Below are 21,218 nucleotides of genomic sequence, written 5' to 3'. Positions count from 1 at the left end.
CTGTCCGTCACCTGAGACCGCCGCCGCGAAAAGCGACAAGGGCCGCACCCCCTCGTCGGGGGTACGGCCCTATGGTGCCGACAGACGGCGGATCGCTCCGCCTGGCGCGCCCTTAGCCGCGGATGAGGTTCCGCAGGACGTACTGCATGATGCCGCCGTTGCGGTAGTAGTCGGCCTCACCCGGCGTGTCGATGCGGACGACCGCGTCGAACTCCACACCGGTCTCGGTGGTGACCTTGACCGTGCGCGGGGTGGTGCCGTTGTTCAGCTCCTCCACACCGGTGAAGGAGAAGGTCTCCTCGCCGGTGAGGCCCAGCGAGGCCGCGGTGGCGCCCTCGGGGAACTGCAGGGGCAGGACGCCCATGCCGATCAGGTTGGAGCGGTGGATGCGCTCGTAGGACTCGGCGATGACGGCCTTGACGCCGAGCAGCGCGGTGCCCTTGGCGGCCCAGTCGCGGGACGAGCCGGAGCCGTACTCCTTGCCGGCCAGGATGACCAGCGGGATGCCGGCGGCCTGGTAGTTCTGCGAGGCGTCGTAGATGAACGAGACCGGCGCGCCCTCGACGGTGAAGTCGCGGGTGAAGCCGCCCTCGGTGCCCGGCGCGATCTGGTTGCGCAGGCGGATGTTGGCGAACGTACCGCGGATCATGACCTCGTGGTTGCCGCGGCGGGAACCGTACGAGTTGAAGTCGCGGCGCTCGACGCCGTGCTCGGTGAGGTACTTGCCGGCCGGGGTGTCGGCCTTGATCGCACCGGCCGGGGAGATGTGGTCGGTGGTGACCGAGTCGCCCAGCTTCGCCAGCACGCGGGCGCCGGCGATGTCGGAGACCGGGGTGGTCTCCATCGTCATGCCCTCGAAGTAGGGGGGCTTGCGGACGTAGGTGGACTGCGGGTCCCACTCGAAGGTGTTGCCGGTCGGGATCGACAGCGCCTGCCACTGGGCGTCGCCCGCGAAGACGTCGCTGTAGGACTTGCTGAACATGTCCTCGCCGATGGCGTTCGCCACGACGTCGTTGACCTCGGCCTCGGAGGGCCAGATGTCCGCGAGGAAGACCGGCTTGCCCTCGGTGTCGGTGCCCAGGGCGTCCTTGGTGATGTCCACCTTCATGGAGCCCGCGATGGCGTACGCGACGACCAGCGGCGGGGAGGCCAGGTAGTTCATCTTGACGTCGGGGTTGATGCGGCCCTCGAAGTTGCGGTTGCCCGACAGCACCGAGGTCACCGCGAGGTCGGCCTCGTTGATCGCCTTCGAGATCTCCTCGTCCAGCGGACCGGAGTTGCCGATGCAGGTGGTGCAGCCGTACCCGACGAGGTTGAAGCCCATCTTGTCGAGGTACGGGGTCAGGCCGGCCTTGTCGAAGTAGTCGGTGACGACCTTCGAGCCCGGGGCGAGGGTGGTCTTGACCCACGGCTTGCGGGTCAGGCCCTTCTCGGACGCCTTCTTGGCCACGAGCGCCGCGGCGACCATGACGTAGGGGTTCGAGGTGTTGGTGCAGGAGGTGATCGCGGCGACGGTGACGGCGCCGTGGTCGATCTCGAAGGAGGTGCCGTCGGCCAGGGTCACCAGGGTGGGCTTGGTGGGCACACCGTTGGAGGACGCCGGGGCGTCGGACGCCGGGAAGGACTCCTTGCCGGCCTCCTCGTCGTCGCTGACGTAGTTGCGCACGTCCACGGCGAACTGCTCGGCGGCGTTGGCGAGGACGATGCGATCCTGCGGGCGCTTCGGGCCGGCGATGGAGGGGACGACCGTGGAGAGGTCGAGCTCCAGCTTCTCGGAGAAGTCCGGCTCGGCGGCCGGGTCCAGCCACAGGCCCTGCTCCTTGGCGTACGCCTCGACGAGCGCGACCTGCTGCTCGGAGCGGCCGGTGAGACGCAGGTACTTCAGGGTCTCGCCGTCGATCGGGAAGATCGCGGCGGTGGAGCCGAACTCCGGCGACATGTTGCCGATGGTGGCGCGGTTCGCGAGGGAGGTGGCGGCGACGCCCTCACCGTAGAACTCGACGAACTTGCCGACGACACCGTGCTTGCGCAGCATCTCGGTGATGGTCAGCACCAGGTCGGTGGCGGTGGTGCCGGTGGGCAGCTCGCCGGTCAGCTTGAAGCCGACGACGCGCGGGATCAGCATGGAGACCGGCTGGCCGAGCATCGCGGCCTCGGCCTCGATGCCGCCGACGCCCCAGCCCAGCACGCCGAGGCCGTTGACCATGGTGGTGTGGGAGTCGGTGCCGACGAGGGTGTCGGGGTAGGCCTGGCCGCCCCGGACCATGACCGTGCGGGCCAGGTGCTCGATGTTGACCTGGTGGACGATGCCGGTGCCCGGGGGGACGACCTTGAAGTCGTCGAAGGCGGTCTGGCCCCAGCGCAGGAACTGGTAGCGCTCCTTGTTGCGGCCGTACTCCAGCTCGACGTTCTGCGCGAAGGCGTCCTTCGTGCCGAACTTGTCGGCGATGACCGAGTGGTCGATGACCATCTCGGCGGGCGAGAGCGGGTTGATCTTCGCCGGGTCGCCGCCGAGGGCCTTCACGGCCTCGCGCATCGTGGCGAGGTCCACGACGCAGGGGACGCCGGTGAAGTCCTGCATGATCACGCGGGCCGGCGTGAACTGGATCTCCTGGCTGGGCTGGGCCTGGGAGTCCCAGCCGCCGAGCGCCCGGATGTGGTCGGCGGTGATGTTCGCGCCGTCCTCCGTGCGGAGCAGGTTCTCCAGCAGCACCTTCAGGCTGTAGGGCAGGCGGGCGGAGCCCTCGACCTTGTCCAGCCGGAAGATCTCGTACGACTCGTCGCCCACCTGCAGCGTGCTGCGGGCGTCGAAGCTGTTCGCCGACACGACAGTCTCCTTCATGCATGAATTCGCGCGTTTACCGCATCCTGCCGCCACGCCCCTTGGCCAATCCGCTAAGGTAAGGCTAAGTTAGGTAACCCTTACCAGCGGGGGCGGCTGCGGTACGCCTTCGGCAGATATCTCGATGTCGAGATAACTCTAGTACATGTCCGGGTGCGACGACGAGGCACGCACCCGCGCCCGGACGGGCGAAGGGCCGGAAGGGCGCTTCCGCATGCCCCGATCCGGGGTGCGATGCACTATTGAACGCGTTCAGATCTTCTGTCAGGATGCGTCCAGCCCTCGGGGGGAGGGCCTGACGAGAGGACGCCGTCCATGACGAGCTCATTGCTCATGCCCTGGGGCCGGACCCGTACGGGAACAGGCGCGGGCGACGGGATGCGCGGCGGTGCGGTGCCGGAGGGGAGCACCGCCCCGACCCGGATCCTGGACTGGCGGGACCCCCGGGTCGCCGCACTGGTGCGTGAGCTGGGCGCGGCGGGCCCCGAGGGCCCGGTGGACCCCGCGCGGCAGATCGAGCGCCTGCACCGGGCGCACGCGTGGATCGCCGCGGCCGTCCGGCCGGTCTACTCCGTCCAGGACGAGCGGCCCGTGTCGGAGGTGCTGCGCCGGGGACGGGGTTCGTGCAGCCAGCGGCTGGCCGTACTGGAGGCGGTGGCGCGGGCATACGGGGTGCCCACGCGGGTGCGCGGGCTGCTGGTGGACGGCACGTTCTGGTACCCGCGGTTCCCCCGGCTGCGGCGGATCGTCCCGGACCAGGTGCTGCTGGCCTGGCCGGAGTTCCGGCTCGGAAGCCCGGCGGTGTCGGGAGGGGCTCCCGCGTCCTGGCTGACGGTGTCGCAACTCCTCGGCGGAATGCGCCCCGGGGGCGGGGAGCAGGGCGGGGAACGCGGCGGAGCGCGCGGCGGGGGCTTCACCAACGCCGGGTCGGAGACCCTCTTCGAGGCGCTCTCGCGGACGGCGATCGACTGGGACGCGGCGCCGGCCGCCTGCCCGGGCACGGGCCCCGGGGCGGGCGCCGCGTGCGACCTGTCGGCGTACGTCCTGTCCGACCTCGGCCACCACGACTCGCGCGACGAGCTCTTCGCGCGGCACGGCCAGACCCTGTGCGGCCTGGCCAGGCTGGTGGCCGAACCGGTCCTGGGCCGCCGGGGCGCGGCCTAGTCAGTCTCTTCCGGGCCGCTTGGCGAGGGCGTGGCGGGCGGCCCAGGCGTTGACGGCCGCGGCGATCTCCTCGGGGCGGTCCTCCGGGCAGAGGTGGGCGGCGGGACCGCAGTACTCGCTCTCCAGCGCCGAGATGTTCCGTTCGCACCAGGCGGCCGTCTCGGCGCCGATCATCAGGGCGGGTGAGCCGTCGAAGGTGAGCAGGAGCTTGGGGACTTCGGGGCTGTCGGCCAGCCAGGCGTCGTACCGCTCGACGACGGCGACGACGTCGGCCGGTTCCCCGCCGATCGGCAGCGAGCGGGCCCACTGCAGCATGGGCAGCCGGCTCTCGCGGGTCGGGTAGGGGGCGCCGTAGACGGCGCGGTCCGCCTCGGCCATCGGGTGGAGCACGGTCCTCGGGATGCTGTCCTCGATGAAGATGTTCCGGTCGAGGACCATCTCCTCCCCCACTCCCGGCGTGCGGATCGCCTCGAACCGGACACGCGCGGCAGGCGGGTACTCGTCCCACCCCATCGGGCGCACGATCGTCTCCATGAAGGCGATCCCGCGGACCCGCCCGGGATGGCGGGCGGCCCGGTCGAAGGCGAGCGCGCCGCCCCAGTCCTGACCGACCAGCACCGCCTCGTCGAGCCCGAGTGCGTCGAACCACGCGTCCAGGTGGCGCGCGTGGTCGGCGAAGCGGTACTCCCCGCCCGGCTTTCCGGAGCGGCCCATGCCGATGAGGTCGGGGGCCAGGGTGCGGACCGGGCCCTCGATGCGGGGCAGGACGCCCCGCCACAGGTGGGAGGAGGTGGGGTTGCCGTGCAGGAAGACGAAGGGCACGCCCTCGCCGCGGTCCTCGTAGTACATCGTCGAGTCGAGTACGTCGATCGTGGGCACGGGAGGCCCCTTCCCTTATCGTTTGCCTGACTAACGTTAGCGGCACCAACGAAGTTAATTCGTTAGTGCCACCAACGCAAGCGGTAGCATCAACCCCATGACCACGGGAGAGAACGGGGGCGCGGCCGTCCCGGCGCGGCTGCGCGAACTGCCCAGCCGGCTACTGGGCCAGGCCTCCACCCACGCGCAGCGCCTGGTGACCGACGCCCTCGGTCGGGCAGATGCCCGCACATGGCACTATGCGGCCATGGTCGCGCTGGAGGAGTCCGGGCCGGCGAGCCAGGCCGCGCTCAGCGACCGCACCGGCATCCACCGCAGCGACCTGGTCGCCGTCATCAACGAACTCGCCGAGCGCGAACTGGTCGAGCGCGCCCCCGACCCCGAGGACCGCAGGCGCAACGTCATCACCCTCACCCCGCCCGGCCGGCGGCGGCTGCGCCGGCTGGAGCAGATCCTCGACACGACCCAGGACGAACTCCTGGCCCCGCTGTCGGCGGCGGAGCGCGAGCAGCTCACCCGCCTGCTGGGCCGGATCGTCGAGCACCACGCACACGGCGGCCCCGCCATGGGACCTGACGGTCAGTAACACGCGGGAGGGTGCGGCGACACGCGCACGACACGCCGCTCGATGCACCCGTCTGCCCCACCCGGCGCAGGAGTCATCTCATATCTGAGATACGGTGCCCCCATGGCAGACGACTACCTCGTACGCATCGGCAAGCTCATCCGTGACGCCCGGCAGCACCGGGGCTGGACACAGAGTCAGCTCGCCGAAGCCCTCGGCACAAGCCAGAGCGCAGTGAACCGGATCGAGCGCGGCAATCAAAACATCAGCCTTGAGATGATCGCCCGAATCGGTGAAGCTCTCGACAGCGAGATCGTCTCCCTGGGCTACGCCGGCCCGATGCACCTGCGCGTGGTCGGCGGCCGCCGGCTGTCGGGCGCCATCGACGTCAAGACGAGCAAGAACGCGTGCGTCGCGCTGCTCTGCGCCTCGCTGCTCAACAAGGGCCGTACGGTCCTGCGGCGGGTGGCCCGCATCGAGGAGGTCTACCGCCTGCTGGAGGTCCTGAACTCCATCGGCGTCCGCAGCCGCTGGATCAACGACGGCGTGGACCTGGAGCTGGTCCCGCCGGCCCGCCTCGACATGGAGGCCATGGACGCGGACGCGGCCCGCCGGACCCGGAGCATCATCATGTTCCTGGGCCCCCTGCTGCACCGCATGGAGACCTTCCGCCTGCCCTACGCGGGCGGCTGCGACCTCGGCACCCGCACCATCGAGCCGCACATGATCGCCCTGCGCCGCTTCGGCCTGGACATCACCGCGACCGAGGGCATCTACCACGCGAAGGTCGCGGCCGGGGTCTCCCCCGACCGTCCCATCGTGCTGACCGAACGCGGGGACACGGTCACCGAGAACGCGCTGCTGGCAGCCGCCCGGCACGACGGCGTCACCGTCATCCGCAACGCCTCCTCCAACTACATGGTCCAGGACCTGTGCTTCTTCCTGGAGGCACTGGGCGTCAAGGTCGAGGGAGTCGGCACCACCACGCTCACCGTGCACGGCGTCCCGAACATCGACGTGGACGTCGACTACTCCCCCTCGGAGGACCCGGTCGAGGCGATGAGCCTGCTGGCCGCCGCGGTCGTCACGGAGTCGGAGCTGACGATCCGCCGGGTGCCGATCGAGTTCATGGAGATCGAGCTCGCGGTGCTGGAGGAGATGGGCCTCGACCACGACCGCTCGGCGGAGTACTCGGCGGACAACGGCCGCACCCGGCTCGTCGACCTCACGGTCCGCCCCTCGAAGCTCGAAGCGCCGATCGACAAGATCCACCCGATGCCCTTCCCCGGGCTGAACATCGACAACGTCCCCTTCTTCGCGGCCATCGCGGCCGTCGCCCAGGGCCAGACCCTCATCCACGACTGGGTGTACGACAACCGCGCCATCTACCTGACGGACCTGAACCGCCTGGGCGGCCGCCTCCAGCTGCTGGACCCCCACCGCGTCCTGGTCGAGGGCCCCACCCGCTGGCGCGCGGCGGAGATGATGTGCCCGCCGGCCCTCCGCCCGGCGGTGGTCGTCCTCCTGGCGATGATGGCGGCCGAGGGCACCTCGGTCCTGCGCAACGTCTACGTGATCAACCGCGGCTACGAGGAACTGGCCGAACGCCTCAACTCGGTGGGCGCCCAGATCGAGATCTTCCGCGACATCTGAGCCGCCCGCGGGCCGGGCCCGGCGAACTGCCGGGCCCCGCACGGGGGAAAGCGCAGGTCACCCTCGTAAACTCACCCCATGGGGGATTTCGCGAGCAAGGGCCGCACGGTCCTGTGCAAATGGTGCAACCGGCAGCTTCCGCAGGAACGGCGCTGGTTTCCGCGCCCGTACTGCAACCGCAGGCACAAGTGGAGGCACCGGATCGCGGAAGCGGTCAGCGGCATCCTCGACGGCGCCTGATGCCCCGTGCGGAAGAGCGGGGCCACCCGGCAGGAGGACACGGCGTGACGGCCACGGTCGCCCCGTCCGGTGCGTCCCGGGTCGCTCGGCTGGTCACCGACGGGCTCGATCCCAAGACCTGGATCATCGCCGACAGCGTGCTCATCGGCTGGCACACCGGCCGCCTCGCGGGGGTCGGATGGGGGCTGCTCGGCTGCCTGTTCGCCGCGGGCATCCCGCTGGCCTTCATCACGTACGGGATCCGCCGGGGCCGTTGGGCCGACCGGCACGTCGGGTCGCGGCCGCAGCGCCTTCTCGTGATGGCCTTCGCCAGCGCCTCGGTCGCCACCGGCACCGTGCTGCTGTGGGCCCTCGGCGCGCCCCGGACGATGATCGCGCTGATCGCGGCGATGCTGGTCACCCTGGCGGCCCTCCTCGCCGTCACCCCCGCGTGGAAGATCAGCGTGCACGCGGGCGTGTCCTGCGGGAGCGTGGCCATGCTCGCCATGACCTACGGGTCCTGGGTGCTCCTCGCCTGCCCGGTGGTCGCCGTCGTCGCCTGGTCCCGGGTGGAGCTCCGCGACCACACCCCCGCCCAGGTCCTCGCGGGCGCCGCGATGGGCGGAGCCGTCGCGGCCGCCACGTTCGCCCTGGCCCGGTAAGGGGCGGGGCACGCAGGTGCTCCGGAGAGGGCGTCCTGATCGGATCGGTTCGCAGCGGTCGGGTGCGGCGGGGCGTGCGCTGTCAGGGTGGGAGTCAAAGGAGGCCTCGTGATCTCTGCACTGAACCGGCTGGTCGATCTCGTCGAGGAGAACCTCGCCGAGGAACCCGACGTCCAAGGGCTGGCGGGGGCGCTCGGCACGACCGAGTACCACCTGCGCAGGATGTTCTCGTCCTTGGCCGGCATGCCGCTGTCGGAGTACGTGCGGCGGCGGCGCATGACCGTTGCCGCCGCCGACGTCGTCCGCGGCGACGTGGATCTGCTGGGCATCGCGGTCCGGCACGGATACGGCTCGGGCGAAGCGTTCGGACGGGCGTTCCGCGCGGTCCACGGTGCCGGGCCCGGTGAAGTGCGGCGTACCGGAGGCCCCTTGCGCACACAACCACGGCTCAGGTTCCGCCTGACCGTCGAAGGGAGCACCCCCATGGACACCCGCCTCGTCAGCCGACCCGCGTTCCGGCTCGTCGGACACGCCACCCGCGTCCCGCTCATCCACCAGGGCATCAACCCGCACATCCAGGAGCACATCGCGGCGCTGCCGCCGGAGGAGCACCTGCGGCTGAAGGCCCTGGGCGACACCCAACCGGAGGGCCTGCTCCAGGTCTCCGACGGCGTGGATCCCGATGCCACGGAGGGCAGCGAACTGACCTACCTGCACGGGGTCGCCCTCGGCCGGGACACGCCGGCCCCGGACGGCCTCGACGCCATCGAGGTGCCGGGCGGGACGTGGGCGGTCTTCCGTACGAGCGGACCGCACCCGCAGGCCCTGCAGACGACCTGGGCGGCGACCGCCACCGACTGGTTCCCCTCCAACCCGTGGCGGCTGCGACCGGGTCCCTCGATCATCGCCACCCTGGAGCGCGCGGCCGACTTCAGCACCGCCACCTGCGAGCTGTGGCTGCCCGTCGAACCGGCGTAGCGCCCGCGCCCGCCGGCGTCCGGCGTCCGGCGTCCGGCCGAAGAGGTTCGACGACGCCGAGCCGGGGGGGTAATCGGTGGTTCGGCGCCGGGGGCGTGGCCTACCGTGACGCGATGGTGCGCGTGCGTGAGATGGAAGAGGGCGACATCGAGGCCGTCTCGGCGGTCCGGGTCCGTGGCTGGCAGGCGGCGTACGCCGGCATCGTCCCCCGGAGCTACCTGGACGCGATGACGGTCGAGGACGACGCCGACCGGCGGCGGCAGTGGTTGCGCCACCCCGGGCGCGAGTCCCGGGACCTCGTGGCGATCGGCGACCGCGGTCCGGTGGGGTGGGTCTGCTTCGGGCCGTCCCGGGACGAGGGGTCCGGCGCGACGGGGCGGGGGCGGGGGCGGGCGGGTGAGGTCTACGCGCTGTACGTGGCGCCGGAACTGATCGGCACGGGCATCGGCCGCGAGCTCCTCGGCGAGGCCCACACCGCGATGACGGACCGGGGCTTCGAGACGTCGGCCCTGTGGGTCCTCCAGGACAACCTCCGGGCCCGGCGTTTCTACGAACGGGCCGGGTACCGGGCCGACGGCGCGACACAGGACGACGTCTACGACGACGTCACCCTCTCCGAGCTCCGCTACCGGCGGGGGCTCTGACGGCGTGTTCGAGTACCACGGCTGGATCAGCGTCCAGGAGAGCGCCGGCGCGGACGACAGCGACGACGGGGACGTCCTTCTCGGCCGGATCGCCGAGACCGTCGGGGCCCGGATCAGGGAGATGGACCGTCCCGGTCTGCTCGACCTGCGGTGGATGAACGGCGAGCTGTTCCTCCACCTCGGCGGCTTCCGCAACCACCGCGACCCGGAGGTCCTGGAGCTCTTCGGCGAGGTCGGCCGTCTGGCACCCGGTTCGTACGGGGTGATGCACGTGCGCGATGACGAGGACCCCGGTCGCGAGAACGAGGTCCGTGTCCTGCGGATGGTCCGGGGGAGGGTGCACGAGGACGTGGAGCCGGCGCTGTCGCCGTGCATCCCCGTGCTGGAGGACCCCTACCCGGGATAGAGGGGGCCGGGGCGGTCCGCGTCCCGTCCGCCGGTCCTCGGCGAAGCCGCCGAGCCAGGCCCGCGGGCCGGGCCGATTCGGGCCGATGGGCACGCGGTCTCGCCAGGAGCGGATGGGGGGCGGCAGAATCGGGCTCCGGCAGGGACGAGGGGACGGGCATCGGCATGGCATTCGGCAGAAACGCAGGCGGCGTTGACGTGGGTACGGAGGTTCCCGTGCTCCCCGGGGCGCCGCTGCTCGGATCGCTCCACGACCTGAAGTCGGACTCCCTCGGCACCTACCTGCGGGCGCAGCAGCGGCGCGGTGACGTCGTACGGGTCTCGGCCGGGCCGCCCGGCATACGGGCCGATCTGTACTGCGTGTTCTCCCCCGAGGGCGTGCAGCAGGTGCTCGCCTCCCAGGCGTCCAACTTCCGCAAGGACAACGCCTTCTACCAGGAGGTCCGGGACTCCTTCGGCAACGGGCTGCTGACCAGCCAGGACGAGGACTATCTGCGCCAGCGCCGGCTCGTGCAGCCGCTGTTCACGCGGCGCCGGGTGGACGGGTACGCCGGGGCCGTCACCGCCGAGACCGCGTCGGTCGTCGCCGCCTGGGAGGAGGCCGTGGACGGCGTCGTCGACGTCTCCGACGAGATGACGCACCTCGCGCTGCGTGCGGTCGCCCGGATCCTCTTCGGCACCGACGTCGAGTCCACCGCCGACGTCGTGGCCCGCTGCTTCCCGGTGATCACCGACTACGTGCTGCGCCGCGGCTACTCCCCCGCCAACATCCCGCGCCACTGGCCGACCCCGGGCAACCGGCGGGCGGCCGCCGCGATGGACGAGCTGTACGGGGCATGCGACCAGATCATCGGTCAGCGTCGGCGGGCCGGCGCTGACGTCCGGGACGCCCCGGACGAAGACGCCGCCTCCGCCTCCGGCGAGGACCTGCTGACGCTGCTGGCCGCCGCCCGGAGCACGGACGACGGGGAGTTCGACGCCGCCGAGCTCCGCGACCAGGTGCTGATCTTCCTGCTCGCCGGGCACGAGACGACCGCCACCTCCCTCTGCTTCGCCCTGCACCTGCTGTCCCGCCACCCCGAGCAGCAGGACCGGGCCCGCGAGGAGATCACCCGCGTCCTGGGCGACCGTACGCCGCAGGCCTGCGACCTGGACCGGCTCCCGTACCTCTCGCAGGTGGTCAAGGAGGCCATGCGGCTGTATCCGGCGGCCCCGGTCATCGGCCGCAAGGCAGTCGCCGCCACCCGGATCGGGGAGCACGCCATCCCCGCGGGTGCGGACGTGATCCTGGCTCCCTGGGTGACGCACCGCCACCCGGAGCACTGGCCCGACCCGGACCGCTTCGATCCGGATCGCTTCACCCCGGAGGCGGAGGCCGGGCGGCCGCGCTACGCGTGGTTCCCCTTCGGCGGCGGCCCGCGCGCCTGCATCGGGCAGCACTTCTCGATGCTGGAGTCGGTGATCGCGCTGGCGATGATCCTGCGGGCGTACTCGTTCGAGGCGGTGGACACGGAGGTACCGGTCGGCGCGGGAATCACCCTGCGGACGGAGGGTCCGGCGCGCTGCCGGGTCCGTCGCTTGGACCGGTAGCCGCCGCCCGGCCATCATGGCCGGATGGACGAGGAGATTCCGGGCCGCCTGTCCCCGTACGTACGCAGGCCGAGGCGCGCGTCCCTGCCCGGCTCGCCCGCCCCGCTGCCGCTGCGGCGCCGGATCGGCGGCTTCTTCGTCCTCCGCTTCCTGACCGCGCTGCCCGACGACCTGGCCGACGCCGTGGCCGCGCTGCTCGATCCCTTCGAACGGGCCGCCCGTCTGGCCGGGCGGCTCGTCCACGGCCCGGCCCTGCGCGGCGGCCGGACGAGCGCGGCCGGCCGCTTCGCCCTGGCCCTGCACGGCTTCCACTGGACGCACTGGCAGGCCGAGACCGACGGGCCCGGGGGCATGTTCACCGCCCGGCGCGGCGACGGCCCCGGGGCCGCGGGCACGGTCACCGCCCGGCCCCCGTGGGGCCGCGGCGACCCGGCCCGCGGATCGCACACCGCCGCCTGCAGGCTGCGCCGGGTACCCCGGCTGCGCCGCAGGGCGGCCCGGGTGGACCTGGTCTTCGCCGACGGCTCGTGGCTGGCCCTGCGGATGAACACGCGGGCCGACGCGGCCCGGCTGCGCGCCGCGCTCGGGCCCGCGCGGAGTACGGCCGTGCCGGGCACGGCACCGTCACCGTCACCGTCACGGGCACCCTCACCGTCACCGTCACCGTCACGGGCCTCCGCGACCGAGCCCGAGCCCGACCCGGATATTGGGGTGCGGGCCGGCCGGGGCACGCAATAGGGTCGATGCCCGTGGAACCACTCAATGAGAAACAGATCCGCGCATCCTTCGTGAACTGCACCAAGGGCGAGGCGGCGCGCATGCGCCTGCCCCTCGACTTCGCCGAGCTGCCCTGGGAGGACCTGGATTTCCTCGGCTGGGTGGACCCGGGCGCGCCGCTGCGCGCCCATCTGGTGCTGCCCCGGGACGAGGGCGCGCTGGGTATCTCCCTGCGCGTACCGTCCGTGGGCCGCACCAGCGCCGTGAAGTCCAGCCTGTGCCAGATCTGCCTGACGGGCCACGCCTCCTCCGGCGTCACCCTGCTCGCCGCGCCGCTGGCGGGCGCCCGCGGCCGCGAGGGCAACACGGTCGGCACGTACGTCTGCGCGGACCTGGCGTGCTCCCTGTACGTACGCGGCAAGCGGCAGCCGAAGCTGCGTGCCGGCCGGCAGGAGGAGTCGCTGACCGTGGACGAGCGCGTCGCCCGCATGGAGGCCAACCTGAACGGCTTCGTGTCCCGCGTCACCGGCGTCACGGTGTCCTGAACCGTTCACACCACTCCCCGCGGTCGACGGCTCAGATGCGGTCGGCCGCCGGTGTGTGGTTGCCCTGGAGGCGTTCGAGGTCGGAGGGGCGGACCTGGATGACGAACAGCGCGATCGCCGCCCCGACCAGGGTGAACAGGGCCGCCACCACGAAGGCCGTGCTGATGCCCGAGGTCAGCACCAGGTCGCCCCACGGCTTCGGGAGCTGTCCGGTGCGTTCGAAGAAGGCCTTCTGCACGGGGCCCGCCGTGGCGAGGAAGTCCGGCACCTGTTCCTTGGCCTCGTTGCGGCTGGCCGTGCCGTAGACGGTCACCAGGATCGACAGGCCGAGCGAGCCGCCCACCTGCTGCATCGTGTTCAGTAGTCCGGACGCCGCTCCCGACTCCCGGTCGGCCACGTTGGACAGGGCCATCAGCGTCAGTGAGACGAACTGCAGGCCCATGCCGAGGGCGAAGAACAGCATCGGGCCGAGGATGCTGCCGAGGTAGGTTGAGTGGACGTCGATCTGGGTCAGCCAGGCCAGTCCGATCGCCGAGGACAAAGCGCCGCAGACCATGAACGGTTTGGGCCCGAACTTCGGCAGGAGTTTCGCGGTGAGGCCCGCGCCCACCGCGATCACCGCGCTGACGGGCAGGAAGGCGAGGCCGGCCTGGATCGGGCTGAAGCCGAGCACGATCTGCACGAAGAGCGTCAGGAAGAAGAACATGCCGAAGATCGCGCAGGCGAGCATGAGCATGATCCCGTAGGTCCCGGCCCGGTTGCGGTCGGCGAACATGTGCAGTGGGGTGATCGGCTGCGGCGAGCGCCGCTCGTTGAAGACGAACAGCGTCAGCAGGACGACGGCGGCACCGAACGAGCCGAGCGTGACCGGGTCGCGCCAGCCCTCCTGGGAGGCCCGGATGAAGCCGTAGACGAGCGCGACCATGCCCAGGGTGGACAGCAGCGCGCCGGCGAAGTCGAAGTGTCCGGGGTGGCGTTCGGACTCGCGCAGGACCTTCGAGGCCAGTACGGCGATGACCAGCGCGATGGGGACGTTGACGAAGAGGACCCAGCGCCAGTCGAGCCACTCGACGAGGATGCCGCCGGCGAGGAGTCCGATCGCGCCGCCGGCCGCCGAGACCCCGGCGAACACGCCGAACGCCCGGTTGCGGGCGGGGCCTTCGCGGAAGGTGGTGGTGATCAGCGCGAGGGAGGTCGGCGAGGCGATGGCGCCGCCGACGCCCTGGAGGGCTCGTGCGGCCATCAACTGGCCCTCGTTCTGGGCGAGCCCGCCGAGGAGCGAGGCCACGCCGAAGAGCAGGACGCCGAAGATGAAGACGCGTTTGCGGCCGAGGATGTCGCCGGTGCGGCCGCCGAGGAGCAGCAGGCCGCCGAAGGCGAGGGTGTAGGCGTTGACGACCCAGGAGAGGCTCTCGGTCGAGAAGTTCAGCGCGGTCTGGATGTGCGGCAGGGCGATGTTCACGATCGTGATGTCGAGAACCACCATGAGTTGGCAGGATGCGATGACGAACAGGGCGAGTCCGTTGCCGCTTCCTCGGACCGTGCCGTCCTTGCCGTCGGTCCGTTTGCTGCTCGGCGTTGCGTTCGGGTCCACCCTCCCGACGCTAAGCCCGCACCCCTGGGGTCACCACTCGAACGGCCTAGTGGTGGTGACATTTCACATGTCACACTACGATCATGGATGACTTCCTCAGGCTCTCCGCGAGCACGGCCCGATTCACCTACGGCGCCCCGCGGGCACTGTCCTTCGGGGACGACGGCCGGCTGCTCTGGTTCCTCCGGTCGACCGGAGGAACCGACGCCTTCGACAGCCTCTGGGTGCTCGATACCACCACCGGCGCAGAGATCCGGCTTGCCGACCCCCGCGAGCTGTGCCCCGAGCCCGGCCCCCTCCCCACCGCCGAGCGACGGCTGCGCGAGCGGACCCGGCTCGTCGCCGCCGGGATCGGCTCCTACGCCCTCTCCGGCGACGGGCGCCGCGCCGCCTTCGCGCTGTACGGACGGCTCTTCGAGGTCACCGCCGACGGCCCCGGAACCCTCAGGGAGATCCCCGCCGCCGGCCCCGCCCTGGACCCGCGGCCCGACCGCGACGGCTCACGCACCGCGTACGTCGCCGACGACGCCCTGTACGTCGCCCCGGGCGGCCGGGTGAGCCCTGACGACGGAGCCCGCTGGGGCCTGGCCGAATTCGCCGCCGCCGAGGAGCTCGGCCGCTCCCGGGGCCACTGGTGGTCCCCCGACGGGATCGCCCTGCTCGCCGCCCGCGTCGACGAATCGGCCCTGCAGCGCCGGTGGTTCGCCGACCCCGCCCACCCCGAGCTGCCGGCCGAGGACTTCGCCTACCCGGAGGCGGGCGGCCCCAACGCCGAGGTGCAGCTGTGGGTGCTCGGCGAAGCCCCGGTACGGATCGAGTGGGACGCCGAGAACTACCCCTACGTCTCCGACGCGGGCTGGGACTCGGCCGAGGAGATCCTGCTGACGGTCCAGGACCGGCTCCAGCGCACCGTGCTGCTGCTCTCCGCCGACCCGGCCACCGGCCGCACCCGGGAGCTGTCCCGCACCACGCACCCCCAGTGGGTGGACCCCCTGGTCACCGGCACCCCGGCGCGCCTGCCCGACGGGCGGATGCTGACCTCGGCCGACACCCCCGGCGGGGCCGCCCGCGCCCTCGCCGTGGACGGGGCCCTGCTCACGGGGGACGACGTCCAGATCCGCGGGGTGGCCGGGGTCCACGGAGACCGGCTGCTGGTCGAGGCCGCACTGCGCGACCCGGCCGAGCAGCAGGTGCTGCTGCTGGACACCGCCACCGGGGAGGCGACCCCGCTCGCGGACGGGCCCGGCGTCCACAGCGTGACCGCCTCGGCCGGGTACCTGCTGCTGACCTCCGCCGACGCGGACGGTGTGCGGCGCGTCGTACACACCCCCGACGGGCGGGAGCTGGCCCCCGCGGACCTGTCGCAGCCGCTGCCGTACCGGGTGGCTCCGGTCTTGGAGCGGGTCACCGAGCACGGCGTCCCCACCGCGCTCGTGCTGCCCCGCGGGCACGTCCCCGGGCGCAAGCTGCCCGTCCTGATGGACAGTTACGGCGGCCCCGGCGCCCAGGACATCACCGCCGACCCCCGCCGCTGGCAGCACCGCCAGTGGTGGGCCGATCAGGGCTTCGCGGTGGTGACCGTCGACAACCGCGGCACCGCGCACGTCTCGCCCGCCCACACCCACGCCATGTACCGGGGCTTCTCCGAGGTCACCCTGGACGACCAGGTCGCGGCGCTGCACGCGCTGGCCCGGCGCCACGGCGACCTCGACCTCGGCCGGGTCGGCATCCGCGGCTGGTCCTACGGGGGCTACCTGTCGGCGATGGCCGTGCTGCGCCGCCCCGACGTCTTCCACGCCGCGGCCGCCGGGGCCGCGCCGACCGACTTCCGGCACTACGACACCGCGTACACCGAGCGCTACCTGGGCCTGCCGCAGGAGCACCCGGACGTCTACGAACGGGACTCGCTGCTGCCCGACGCCCCGAAGCTGTCCCGGCCGCTGCTGCTCGTCACCGGCCTCGCCGACGACAACGTCCACCCCTCGCACACCCTGCGCCTGTCCCAGGCCCTGACGGACGCGGGCCGTCCCCACCAGCTGCTGGCCCTCCCGGGCGTGACCCACATGACCCCGGGCGGTACCCGCGAGAAGATCATGGCCCTGGAACTCGACTTCTTCCGCCGCGAACTCGCCTGAGGGTGTTGCGCCACGACCTCGGCCGTGACGGCCGGACACACGGACGGGGCCGACGGCTGCAGCCGTCGGCCCCGTCACTCGGCAGTGGGGATCAGCAGGTACCGGCCGGGCGTTCCCGGACCACCAGGTCGGTGGAGCCGGTCGTCGCGTCCAGCCAGGCGACCTGGCGGCCCGTACCGGCCGCCGGGTAGTTCTGCTCACCGCGGTTGCAGGACACCCGTTCGCGGCGGGAGCCGTCGGTGGTCAGCTGCCACAGCTTCGGCAGCGACTCGTTGCGGTACCGCGTGTCGGGCGTCCGGGCGACCAGGGTCAGCGCGTCCTGTGAGACCGTCAGGTCGGAAGCCATGAACGCGCCCGGCTTCTGCTCGCTGCTGACGATGAAGGCGCCGCGGCCGTCCAGGCCGGCGCTGACGACCGACATCAGACCGCCGTCGCTCTCGTCGCTGTCCGCCAGCCAGAACACGTTCTTGCCGTTGATGCCGGTCTGGCCCATGCTCACCGGCTCGTCCAGCTGTTCGGTCAGGACCGCCTTGCCGGTGGCCAGGTCGACGACCTCCACGCCCAGCCGGTACGCGTCGCCCTGCGGGTACAGCTTCGCGTAGGCGATCCTGTTGTCGCTGATGGAGGGCAGAGCGGTCAGCGTGTTCCACTTCTTCCCGTCGGTGAAGACGGGCGCCTTGTCCGTGGGCCGCATGTAGCCGACATGCCGGCCGCCGAGGATGTCGTACTCCTCGAACACGACCGTGTTCTTCTCCACCCGCAGGCCCGCGACGCCCGTCGTCGAGCTGTGGAGCGTCTTGACCGGGCCGCCCGCCACCGGACGGGAGAGCACGTCGACCGAGGCCGGGCCGTACGCCGTCCACACCACCGTCTTGCCGTCCGTCGCCGGGGCGGTGTGGTAGCGGCCGTCGTTGGGGCTGATCACCTTCGGCGCACCCTTGCCGTCCAGGCGGCCGGCGTAGACCGAGTAGGGCTCGGAGCCGTCGTCGTTGGACTTCGAGGCGGTCCACCAGCCGCCGCCCGCGCCCACCCCGGAGTCCGTGGTGTTCAGCGCCCCGAAAAGGGTGTCGCTGTCGACGCCGAGGGCCTGCTCCCAGCCCGGGACGATGCCGTGGGCGTTGAAGGACCGCTTGACGGTGTTCTGCTGGGCGGAGGTCGCGCCCAGCGCCTTGGCCGCGGCGAGCACCGCGCCCCGGGCCTCGGTGAACCCGTCGATCGGCGTCATGTACTCGGTGACGGCCTTGTAGACGATCTTGTCGGCGAGTTCCCCGCCGAGGTCCTCGCGCATGTCCCACAGCGCGCCGGAGAAGATCGTCGAGTTCAGGTGGACGCCGCCGTTGTCGGTGGCGAACGACACGCCCAGGAAGCTCTTCGACGTGGTGGCCCCGTCGTTGAGGTCGCGCAGCGCGCAGTCGGCGGCGGCCTTCGTGCGGCACAGGTCCTCGCCGATCAGGCCCGCGGCCGGATCGCCCATCGGGGTGCCGCTCGCGGTGACGTCGATGGCGTTGCCGAAGTAGTCGGCCAGGGCCTCGTTCAGGGCGCCGGACTGGCCCGCGTAGACCAGGTTCGCCGTGTGCTCGATGACCCCGTGGGTCATCTCGTGGCCCACGACGTCGGTGTCGGCGGACATCGGCTTGAACTCGTCGTCGCCGTTGCCGTACACCATCTTGGTGCCGTCCCAGAACGCGTTGGCGTAGGGCAGGCCGTAATAGGTCACGCCGACCAGGGAGTTGACCGACCCTCCGGCCCCGTCGAGGCTGTCGCGCCCGAAGTTCTTCTTGTAGAAGTCGTAGACCTGGCCCGCGTTCCAGTGGGCGTCCACGGCCCCCGAGTCCGTCGCCGCCGCGCCGAAGGTGGTGTTCGGGGAGGAGAACATGGTGATGCCCGAAGGCCACTTGCCCGCCGTCTCCGACACCGACTTGCCCCGGGCGTCCCACGTGGACAGCAGGCTCTTCGATGAGGCGCGCATCCGGCCCGCGTCCGCGAGGAGGTAGTTCCCCGCCGCAGGGTCGTAGGCGATGTCCAGCGAGGCCGCGGCGCCGCCGAGCCGGGCGCCGGAACCGGTCTCGGGGACCAGGTTCGGGGGAGCGGCGGGCGGGCCGTCCGCCGTCGCACCCTCCGCGGGCCGACCGGCCGTCCCCGTGGCGGCCTTCGGGGCCGCCAGCGTCTTCAGCGCGCTGTACTGCAGCGCCGGGTAACCCGAGCGGGCGTCCACGTACACCTCGTCCAGAACCGGTGCGCCGGTGCCGGGGGCGGTGCCGCGCACGGTGACGCGGTAGGCGAGCACCCCGCCGCCCTTGGGCAGGACGACGAGCCCCTTGGCCTCACCGGTCATGCCGGTGGCCGCCGGATCGCCCGACTCCGACCGGGGCGCCTGGCTCTTGTCGAGGGTGACCCCCAGCCGGCGGGCCGTGGCGGCGACCGCGCGGCGGACCGCGACGTCCTCGGCGACCTGGGGGGTGACGTCGGTCTTCAGGGCCGTGAAGTAGTGCCCCGAGGTGCCGGTGACCACGCGCTTGCCGTCCTGCTTCTGCATGCGCACGACGTACTGGCCGCCCAGGACGTCGACTCCGCGGTGCTTCTGCTGCAGCCGGACCGTCTCGTCCTTGGACCCGGTGGCAGTCGCCGACAGGGTGGCGAGATCGCTGCCCGCCCGCGGGATCTTGTAGCGGCTCTTGTTGGCCGCGAGGTGCTTGCGGGCCGCGTCGGCCGGGGCGGCCTTGGCGTCCACGGACTCCCGTATGCCCTCGACGAGCACCGGGGTCGCGGTGTCCTGGCCGGGCAGGATGTTCGAGGGGCCGGGGTCCGCGGCCCACGCCGGCGACGCCTGCAAGGTCATTGCGGCGGCCAGCAGAACCGCGATTCCTCCGGCGGATCGGAGCTCTTTCCGCCATATCCGTCGTGCGGTCGGGGTCGGAGCCGACGAACCTGCGCTGTACTTGGGCAAGGGTTCTCCTCAACCATGAGTGCCTGGTGCGTTGCTGTGAGTCGCCGCCATGCAAGCGCCGCAGGCGGCCCGCGGCCAGAGCCGAGAGCCCCTCAGAAGTGGCCATGCACAGTTGTGGGGGCCCTGTGAAGGCGGTCAAAATCCCCGGCATGATCGAAACCGACCCGCACGACCGGACTCCGGCCCGCTCACAGGAAGACAGCGGGGTGACGACCCGCACGGCCGCCGGCCCGGCCACCGCGCCAGTCGTCGGCTCGGCCCCCGGCCAGCCCGTCGATCCGGCCGCCGATCCGGCCGCCGTACTGCGCATCCTCATCCAGCGCCGACAGGCCCTCCTGCACCGCGAATCGGTGGAGCTGAGGTCCCTGCGCACCTACGCCGACCGGCTGGCCCACGAGCTGCCGCCGACGCCCTCCTTACCCCCCGGACCCCCGGCCGGCGTAGAGGTCCTCACCGGCACCGAAGCCGTCACGGCCCGCCTCGACACCATGCTCGACTCCGCCGAGACGGAAGTACTCGTCCTCAACCGCAGCGCGCTGGCGGCGTCCCGGTCCGCGGGAGCGGGCAAGGCCGGCGACGCGGGGGAAGCGGGCGCCGACTGCATACGCCGTCTGCTGGCCCGCGGCGTCGCCGTACGGACCGTCACCGACCGGCGCGGCACCGACTTCCCCGCATGGGCCCGGGAACTGACCGCCCTGACCCGCCTCGGCCTCCAGGCTCGGATCGGACAGCATCTGCCCACCGGGCTCGTCGTCGTGGACCGGCGCACCTGCCTGCTGCCCACACCGCCCTCGCACGACGCAGGAGCCGACGGAGCGGCCCTGGTCTTCGGTGACTCCCTGCTGCACCGCGCCGCACTACCGCTGTTCGAGTCACTGTGGGCACGCGCCACCCCCGTCGGCAGCCCCGGCAGCCCCCTCAGCGCGGAGCAGGGGGAACTCCTCGGGCTGCTCGCTTCCGGCCTGAAGGACGAGACCATCGCCCGCCGACTCGGCGTACACGTGCACACCGCCCGCCGCCGGATTACCCGCATGCTGGAGGAACTCGACGCCGACACCCGCTTCCAGGCCGGAGTCCAGGCCGCCATCCGCGGCTGGCTGCAACCCCACCCCGCCGACCCCCAGGGCGCGCCCCGGCCGGCCGGGGCGAACTGACGGGCGGCCAGGAGGCGTCCCGCGACCGGCGCCGGACCCCGCGCGGCCCTGGCCGCCCCACCGGCGGGGCGGTCAGGGCCGCGGTGCGAACACCATGCGCGCCAGGGCGGTCAGGGCCAGAGCGGCGACCGGCGCGTACCACCAGCGCCGCAGCCGGCCCGTGTTCACACCAGCCGCCGTCGCCGCGAGGGCCAGCAGCTCGACCGCCAGCCCGAGCCCCGCCATCAGCCGCACGGTGCCCGTCACCGTGCGGTCCCAGGGCCCTTCGGAGTGGGTGAGCAGCGCGCTCAGCACGAAGAACCCCGCCAACGCGTGCAGCCCCAGCGGCACGGCCGCCCACACGGCCGTCGCCACCGGACGGCGCCGGGTGGGCGCCGGTGTCCCTGGTATCTCCTGCTCGGTCATGCGACGCCCGCCCCGTTCCGGCTCCACCCGTGGTCCTTCGCCACAGTGTCGCGCCCTCGGCGGCGGTCGGGGGACCCGGGGGCGATCGTGTCGTCCCCGGGTCCCCCTCTTCCCGTGATC

Annotated in this window: 18 protein-coding genes; 13 read left to right on the top strand and 5 right to left on the bottom strand. The window is 72.2% G+C overall.

The features are described 5' to 3' along the window. Positions 1-112: 112 nt before the first annotated feature. Positions 113-2,827, bottom strand: coding sequence for an aconitate hydratase AcnA (gene acnA / locus E6U81_RS08850; RefSeq protein WP_136229535.1), 2,715 nt, complete (start codon positions 2,825-2,827; stop codon positions 113-115). 330 nt (positions 2,828-3,157) lie between these two features. Here acnA and E6U81_RS08845 point away from each other — a divergent pair, with 330 nt between their 5' ends. Further along, on the top strand, positions 3,158-4,006 hold the full coding sequence (locus E6U81_RS08845) for a transglutaminase domain-containing protein (protein ID WP_136229534.1): 849 nt from the start codon (positions 3,158-3,160) through the stop codon (positions 4,004-4,006). Here E6U81_RS08845 and E6U81_RS08840 read toward each other — a convergent pair whose 3' ends face one another. Continuing rightward, complete coding sequence (locus E6U81_RS08840) at positions 4,007-4,885, bottom strand: haloalkane dehalogenase (protein WP_136229533.1); 879 nt, start codon at positions 4,883-4,885, stop codon at positions 4,007-4,009. Between the two features lie 97 nt (positions 4,886-4,982). Between E6U81_RS08840 and E6U81_RS08835 the strand changes: the two genes are divergently transcribed. The 10 genes from E6U81_RS08835 (at position 4,983) to E6U81_RS08800 (ending at position 12,863) form a co-directional block, all read left to right on the top strand. Further along, positions 4,983-5,471 carry a MarR family transcriptional regulator gene (locus tag E6U81_RS08835; RefSeq protein WP_136229532.1) on the top strand — a complete coding sequence of 163 codons (489 nt, stop codon included), beginning with the start codon at positions 4,983-4,985 and terminating at the stop codon, positions 5,469-5,471. A gap of 102 nt (positions 5,472-5,573) precedes the next feature. Next, on the top strand, positions 5,574-7,103 hold the full coding sequence (locus tag E6U81_RS08830; protein WP_136229531.1) for a UDP-N-acetylglucosamine 1-carboxyvinyltransferase: 1,530 nt from the start codon (positions 5,574-5,576) through the stop codon (positions 7,101-7,103). Between the two features lie 78 nt (positions 7,104-7,181). Continuing rightward, positions 7,182-7,343 (top strand): hypothetical protein, encoded by a 162-nt coding sequence (locus tag E6U81_RS39730; RefSeq protein WP_168714589.1) that lies wholly within the window; start codon positions 7,182-7,184, stop codon positions 7,341-7,343. A gap of 44 nt (positions 7,344-7,387) precedes the next feature. After that, positions 7,388-7,984, top strand: coding sequence for a hypothetical protein (locus E6U81_RS08825; RefSeq protein ID WP_136229530.1), 597 nt, complete (start codon positions 7,388-7,390; stop codon positions 7,982-7,984). Between the two features lie 108 nt (positions 7,985-8,092). Next, positions 8,093-8,962 (top strand): AraC family transcriptional regulator, encoded by an 870-nt coding sequence (locus E6U81_RS08820; RefSeq protein WP_136229529.1) that lies wholly within the window; start codon positions 8,093-8,095, stop codon positions 8,960-8,962. 113 nt (positions 8,963-9,075) lie between these two features. Beyond that, the gene (locus tag E6U81_RS08815; protein ID WP_136229528.1) at positions 9,076-9,606 is read left to right on the top strand and encodes a GNAT family N-acetyltransferase; all 531 of its coding nucleotides are present in this window, start codon (positions 9,076-9,078) and stop codon (positions 9,604-9,606) included. A gap of 4 nt (positions 9,607-9,610) precedes the next feature. Continuing rightward, complete coding sequence (locus E6U81_RS08810; protein WP_136229527.1) at positions 9,611-10,012, top strand: Imm7 family immunity protein; 402 nt, start codon at positions 9,611-9,613, stop codon at positions 10,010-10,012. 164 nt (positions 10,013-10,176) lie between these two features. Next, positions 10,177-11,601 (top strand): cytochrome P450, encoded by a 1,425-nt coding sequence (locus E6U81_RS08805; protein ID WP_136229526.1) that lies wholly within the window; start codon positions 10,177-10,179, stop codon positions 11,599-11,601. Between the two features lie 24 nt (positions 11,602-11,625). Continuing rightward, a complete protein-coding gene (locus tag E6U81_RS39725; protein WP_168714582.1) occupies positions 11,626-12,339 on the top strand; it encodes a hypothetical protein in 714 nt (237 codons plus the stop codon). 11 nt (positions 12,340-12,350) lie between these two features. Continuing rightward, complete coding sequence (locus tag E6U81_RS08800; RefSeq protein ID WP_136229525.1) at positions 12,351-12,863, top strand: FBP domain-containing protein; 513 nt, start codon at positions 12,351-12,353, stop codon at positions 12,861-12,863. Positions 12,864-12,894: 31 nt separating this feature from the next. On the opposite strand, the gene E6U81_RS08795 is transcribed toward E6U81_RS08800, so the two are convergent. Further along, complete coding sequence (locus tag E6U81_RS08795) at positions 12,895-14,457, bottom strand: MFS transporter (RefSeq protein WP_240803718.1); 1,563 nt, start codon at positions 14,455-14,457, stop codon at positions 12,895-12,897. A gap of 83 nt (positions 14,458-14,540) precedes the next feature. On the opposite strand from E6U81_RS08795, the gene E6U81_RS08790 reads away from it, so the two are divergent. Next, the gene (locus tag E6U81_RS08790; RefSeq protein ID WP_136229524.1) at positions 14,541-16,592 is read left to right on the top strand and encodes a prolyl oligopeptidase family serine peptidase; all 2,052 of its coding nucleotides are present in this window, start codon (positions 14,541-14,543) and stop codon (positions 16,590-16,592) included. A 91-nt stretch (positions 16,593-16,683) separates the two neighbouring features. Here E6U81_RS08790 and E6U81_RS08785 read toward each other — a convergent pair whose 3' ends face one another. Further along, positions 16,684-19,431 carry a M4 family metallopeptidase gene (locus tag E6U81_RS08785; RefSeq protein ID WP_136229523.1) on the bottom strand — a complete coding sequence of 916 codons (2,748 nt, stop codon included), beginning with the start codon at positions 19,429-19,431 and terminating at the stop codon, positions 16,684-16,686. Between the two features lie 257 nt (positions 19,432-19,688). On the opposite strand from E6U81_RS08785, the gene E6U81_RS08780 reads away from it, so the two are divergent. Beyond that, positions 19,689-20,693 carry a hypothetical protein gene (locus E6U81_RS08780; RefSeq protein WP_136229522.1) on the top strand — a complete coding sequence of 335 codons (1,005 nt, stop codon included), beginning with the start codon at positions 19,689-19,691 and terminating at the stop codon, positions 20,691-20,693. Positions 20,694-20,765: 72 nt separating this feature from the next. Here the strand turns inward: E6U81_RS08780 and E6U81_RS08775 are convergent, their stop codons facing one another. Beyond that, on the bottom strand, positions 20,766-21,098 hold the full coding sequence (locus tag E6U81_RS08775) for a hypothetical protein (RefSeq protein ID WP_136229521.1): 333 nt from the start codon (positions 21,096-21,098) through the stop codon (positions 20,766-20,768). Positions 21,099-21,218 lie beyond the last annotated feature (120 nt).

It is taken from the genome of Streptomyces sp. A0592, from assembly GCF_004795115.1.
Lineage (GTDB): Bacteria > Actinomycetota > Actinomycetes > Streptomycetales > Streptomycetaceae > Streptomyces > Streptomyces erythrochromogenes.
The sequence above is the reverse complement of the archived record's forward strand: the minus strand, read 5'-3'. Positions and strand labels throughout refer to the sequence as shown.

Excerpts from the sequence above, each read along its gene's own strand:
- E6U81_RS08845 (WP_136229534.1), top strand. The coding sequence starts at position 3,158 with ATGACGAGCTCATTGCTCATGCCCTGGGGCCGGACCCGTACGGGAACA.
- E6U81_RS08805 (WP_136229526.1), top strand. The coding sequence starts at position 10,177 with ATGGCATTCGGCAGAAACGCAGGCGGCGTTGACGTGGGTACGGAGGTT.
- E6U81_RS08815 (WP_136229528.1), top strand. The coding sequence starts at position 9,076 with ATGGTGCGCGTGCGTGAGATGGAAGAGGGCGACATCGAGGCCGTCTCG.
- E6U81_RS08830 (WP_136229531.1), top strand. The coding sequence starts at position 5,574 with ATGGCAGACGACTACCTCGTACGCATCGGCAAGCTCATCCGTGACGCC.
- E6U81_RS08835 (WP_136229532.1), top strand. The coding sequence starts at position 4,983 with ATGACCACGGGAGAGAACGGGGGCGCGGCCGTCCCGGCGCGGCTGCGC.
- E6U81_RS08785 (WP_136229523.1), bottom strand. The coding sequence starts at position 19,431 with ATGACCTTGCAGGCGTCGCCGGCGTGGGCCGCGGACCCCGGCCCCTCG.
- E6U81_RS08775 (WP_136229521.1), bottom strand. The coding sequence starts at position 21,098 with ATGACCGAGCAGGAGATACCAGGGACACCGGCGCCCACCCGGCGCCGT.
- E6U81_RS39730 (WP_168714589.1), top strand. The coding sequence starts at position 7,182 with ATGGGGGATTTCGCGAGCAAGGGCCGCACGGTCCTGTGCAAATGGTGC.
- E6U81_RS39725 (WP_168714582.1), top strand. The coding sequence starts at position 11,626 with ATGGACGAGGAGATTCCGGGCCGCCTGTCCCCGTACGTACGCAGGCCG.
- E6U81_RS08780 (WP_136229522.1), top strand. The coding sequence starts at position 19,689 with ATGATCGAAACCGACCCGCACGACCGGACTCCGGCCCGCTCACAGGAA.
- E6U81_RS08790 (WP_136229524.1), top strand. The coding sequence starts at position 14,541 with ATGGATGACTTCCTCAGGCTCTCCGCGAGCACGGCCCGATTCACCTAC.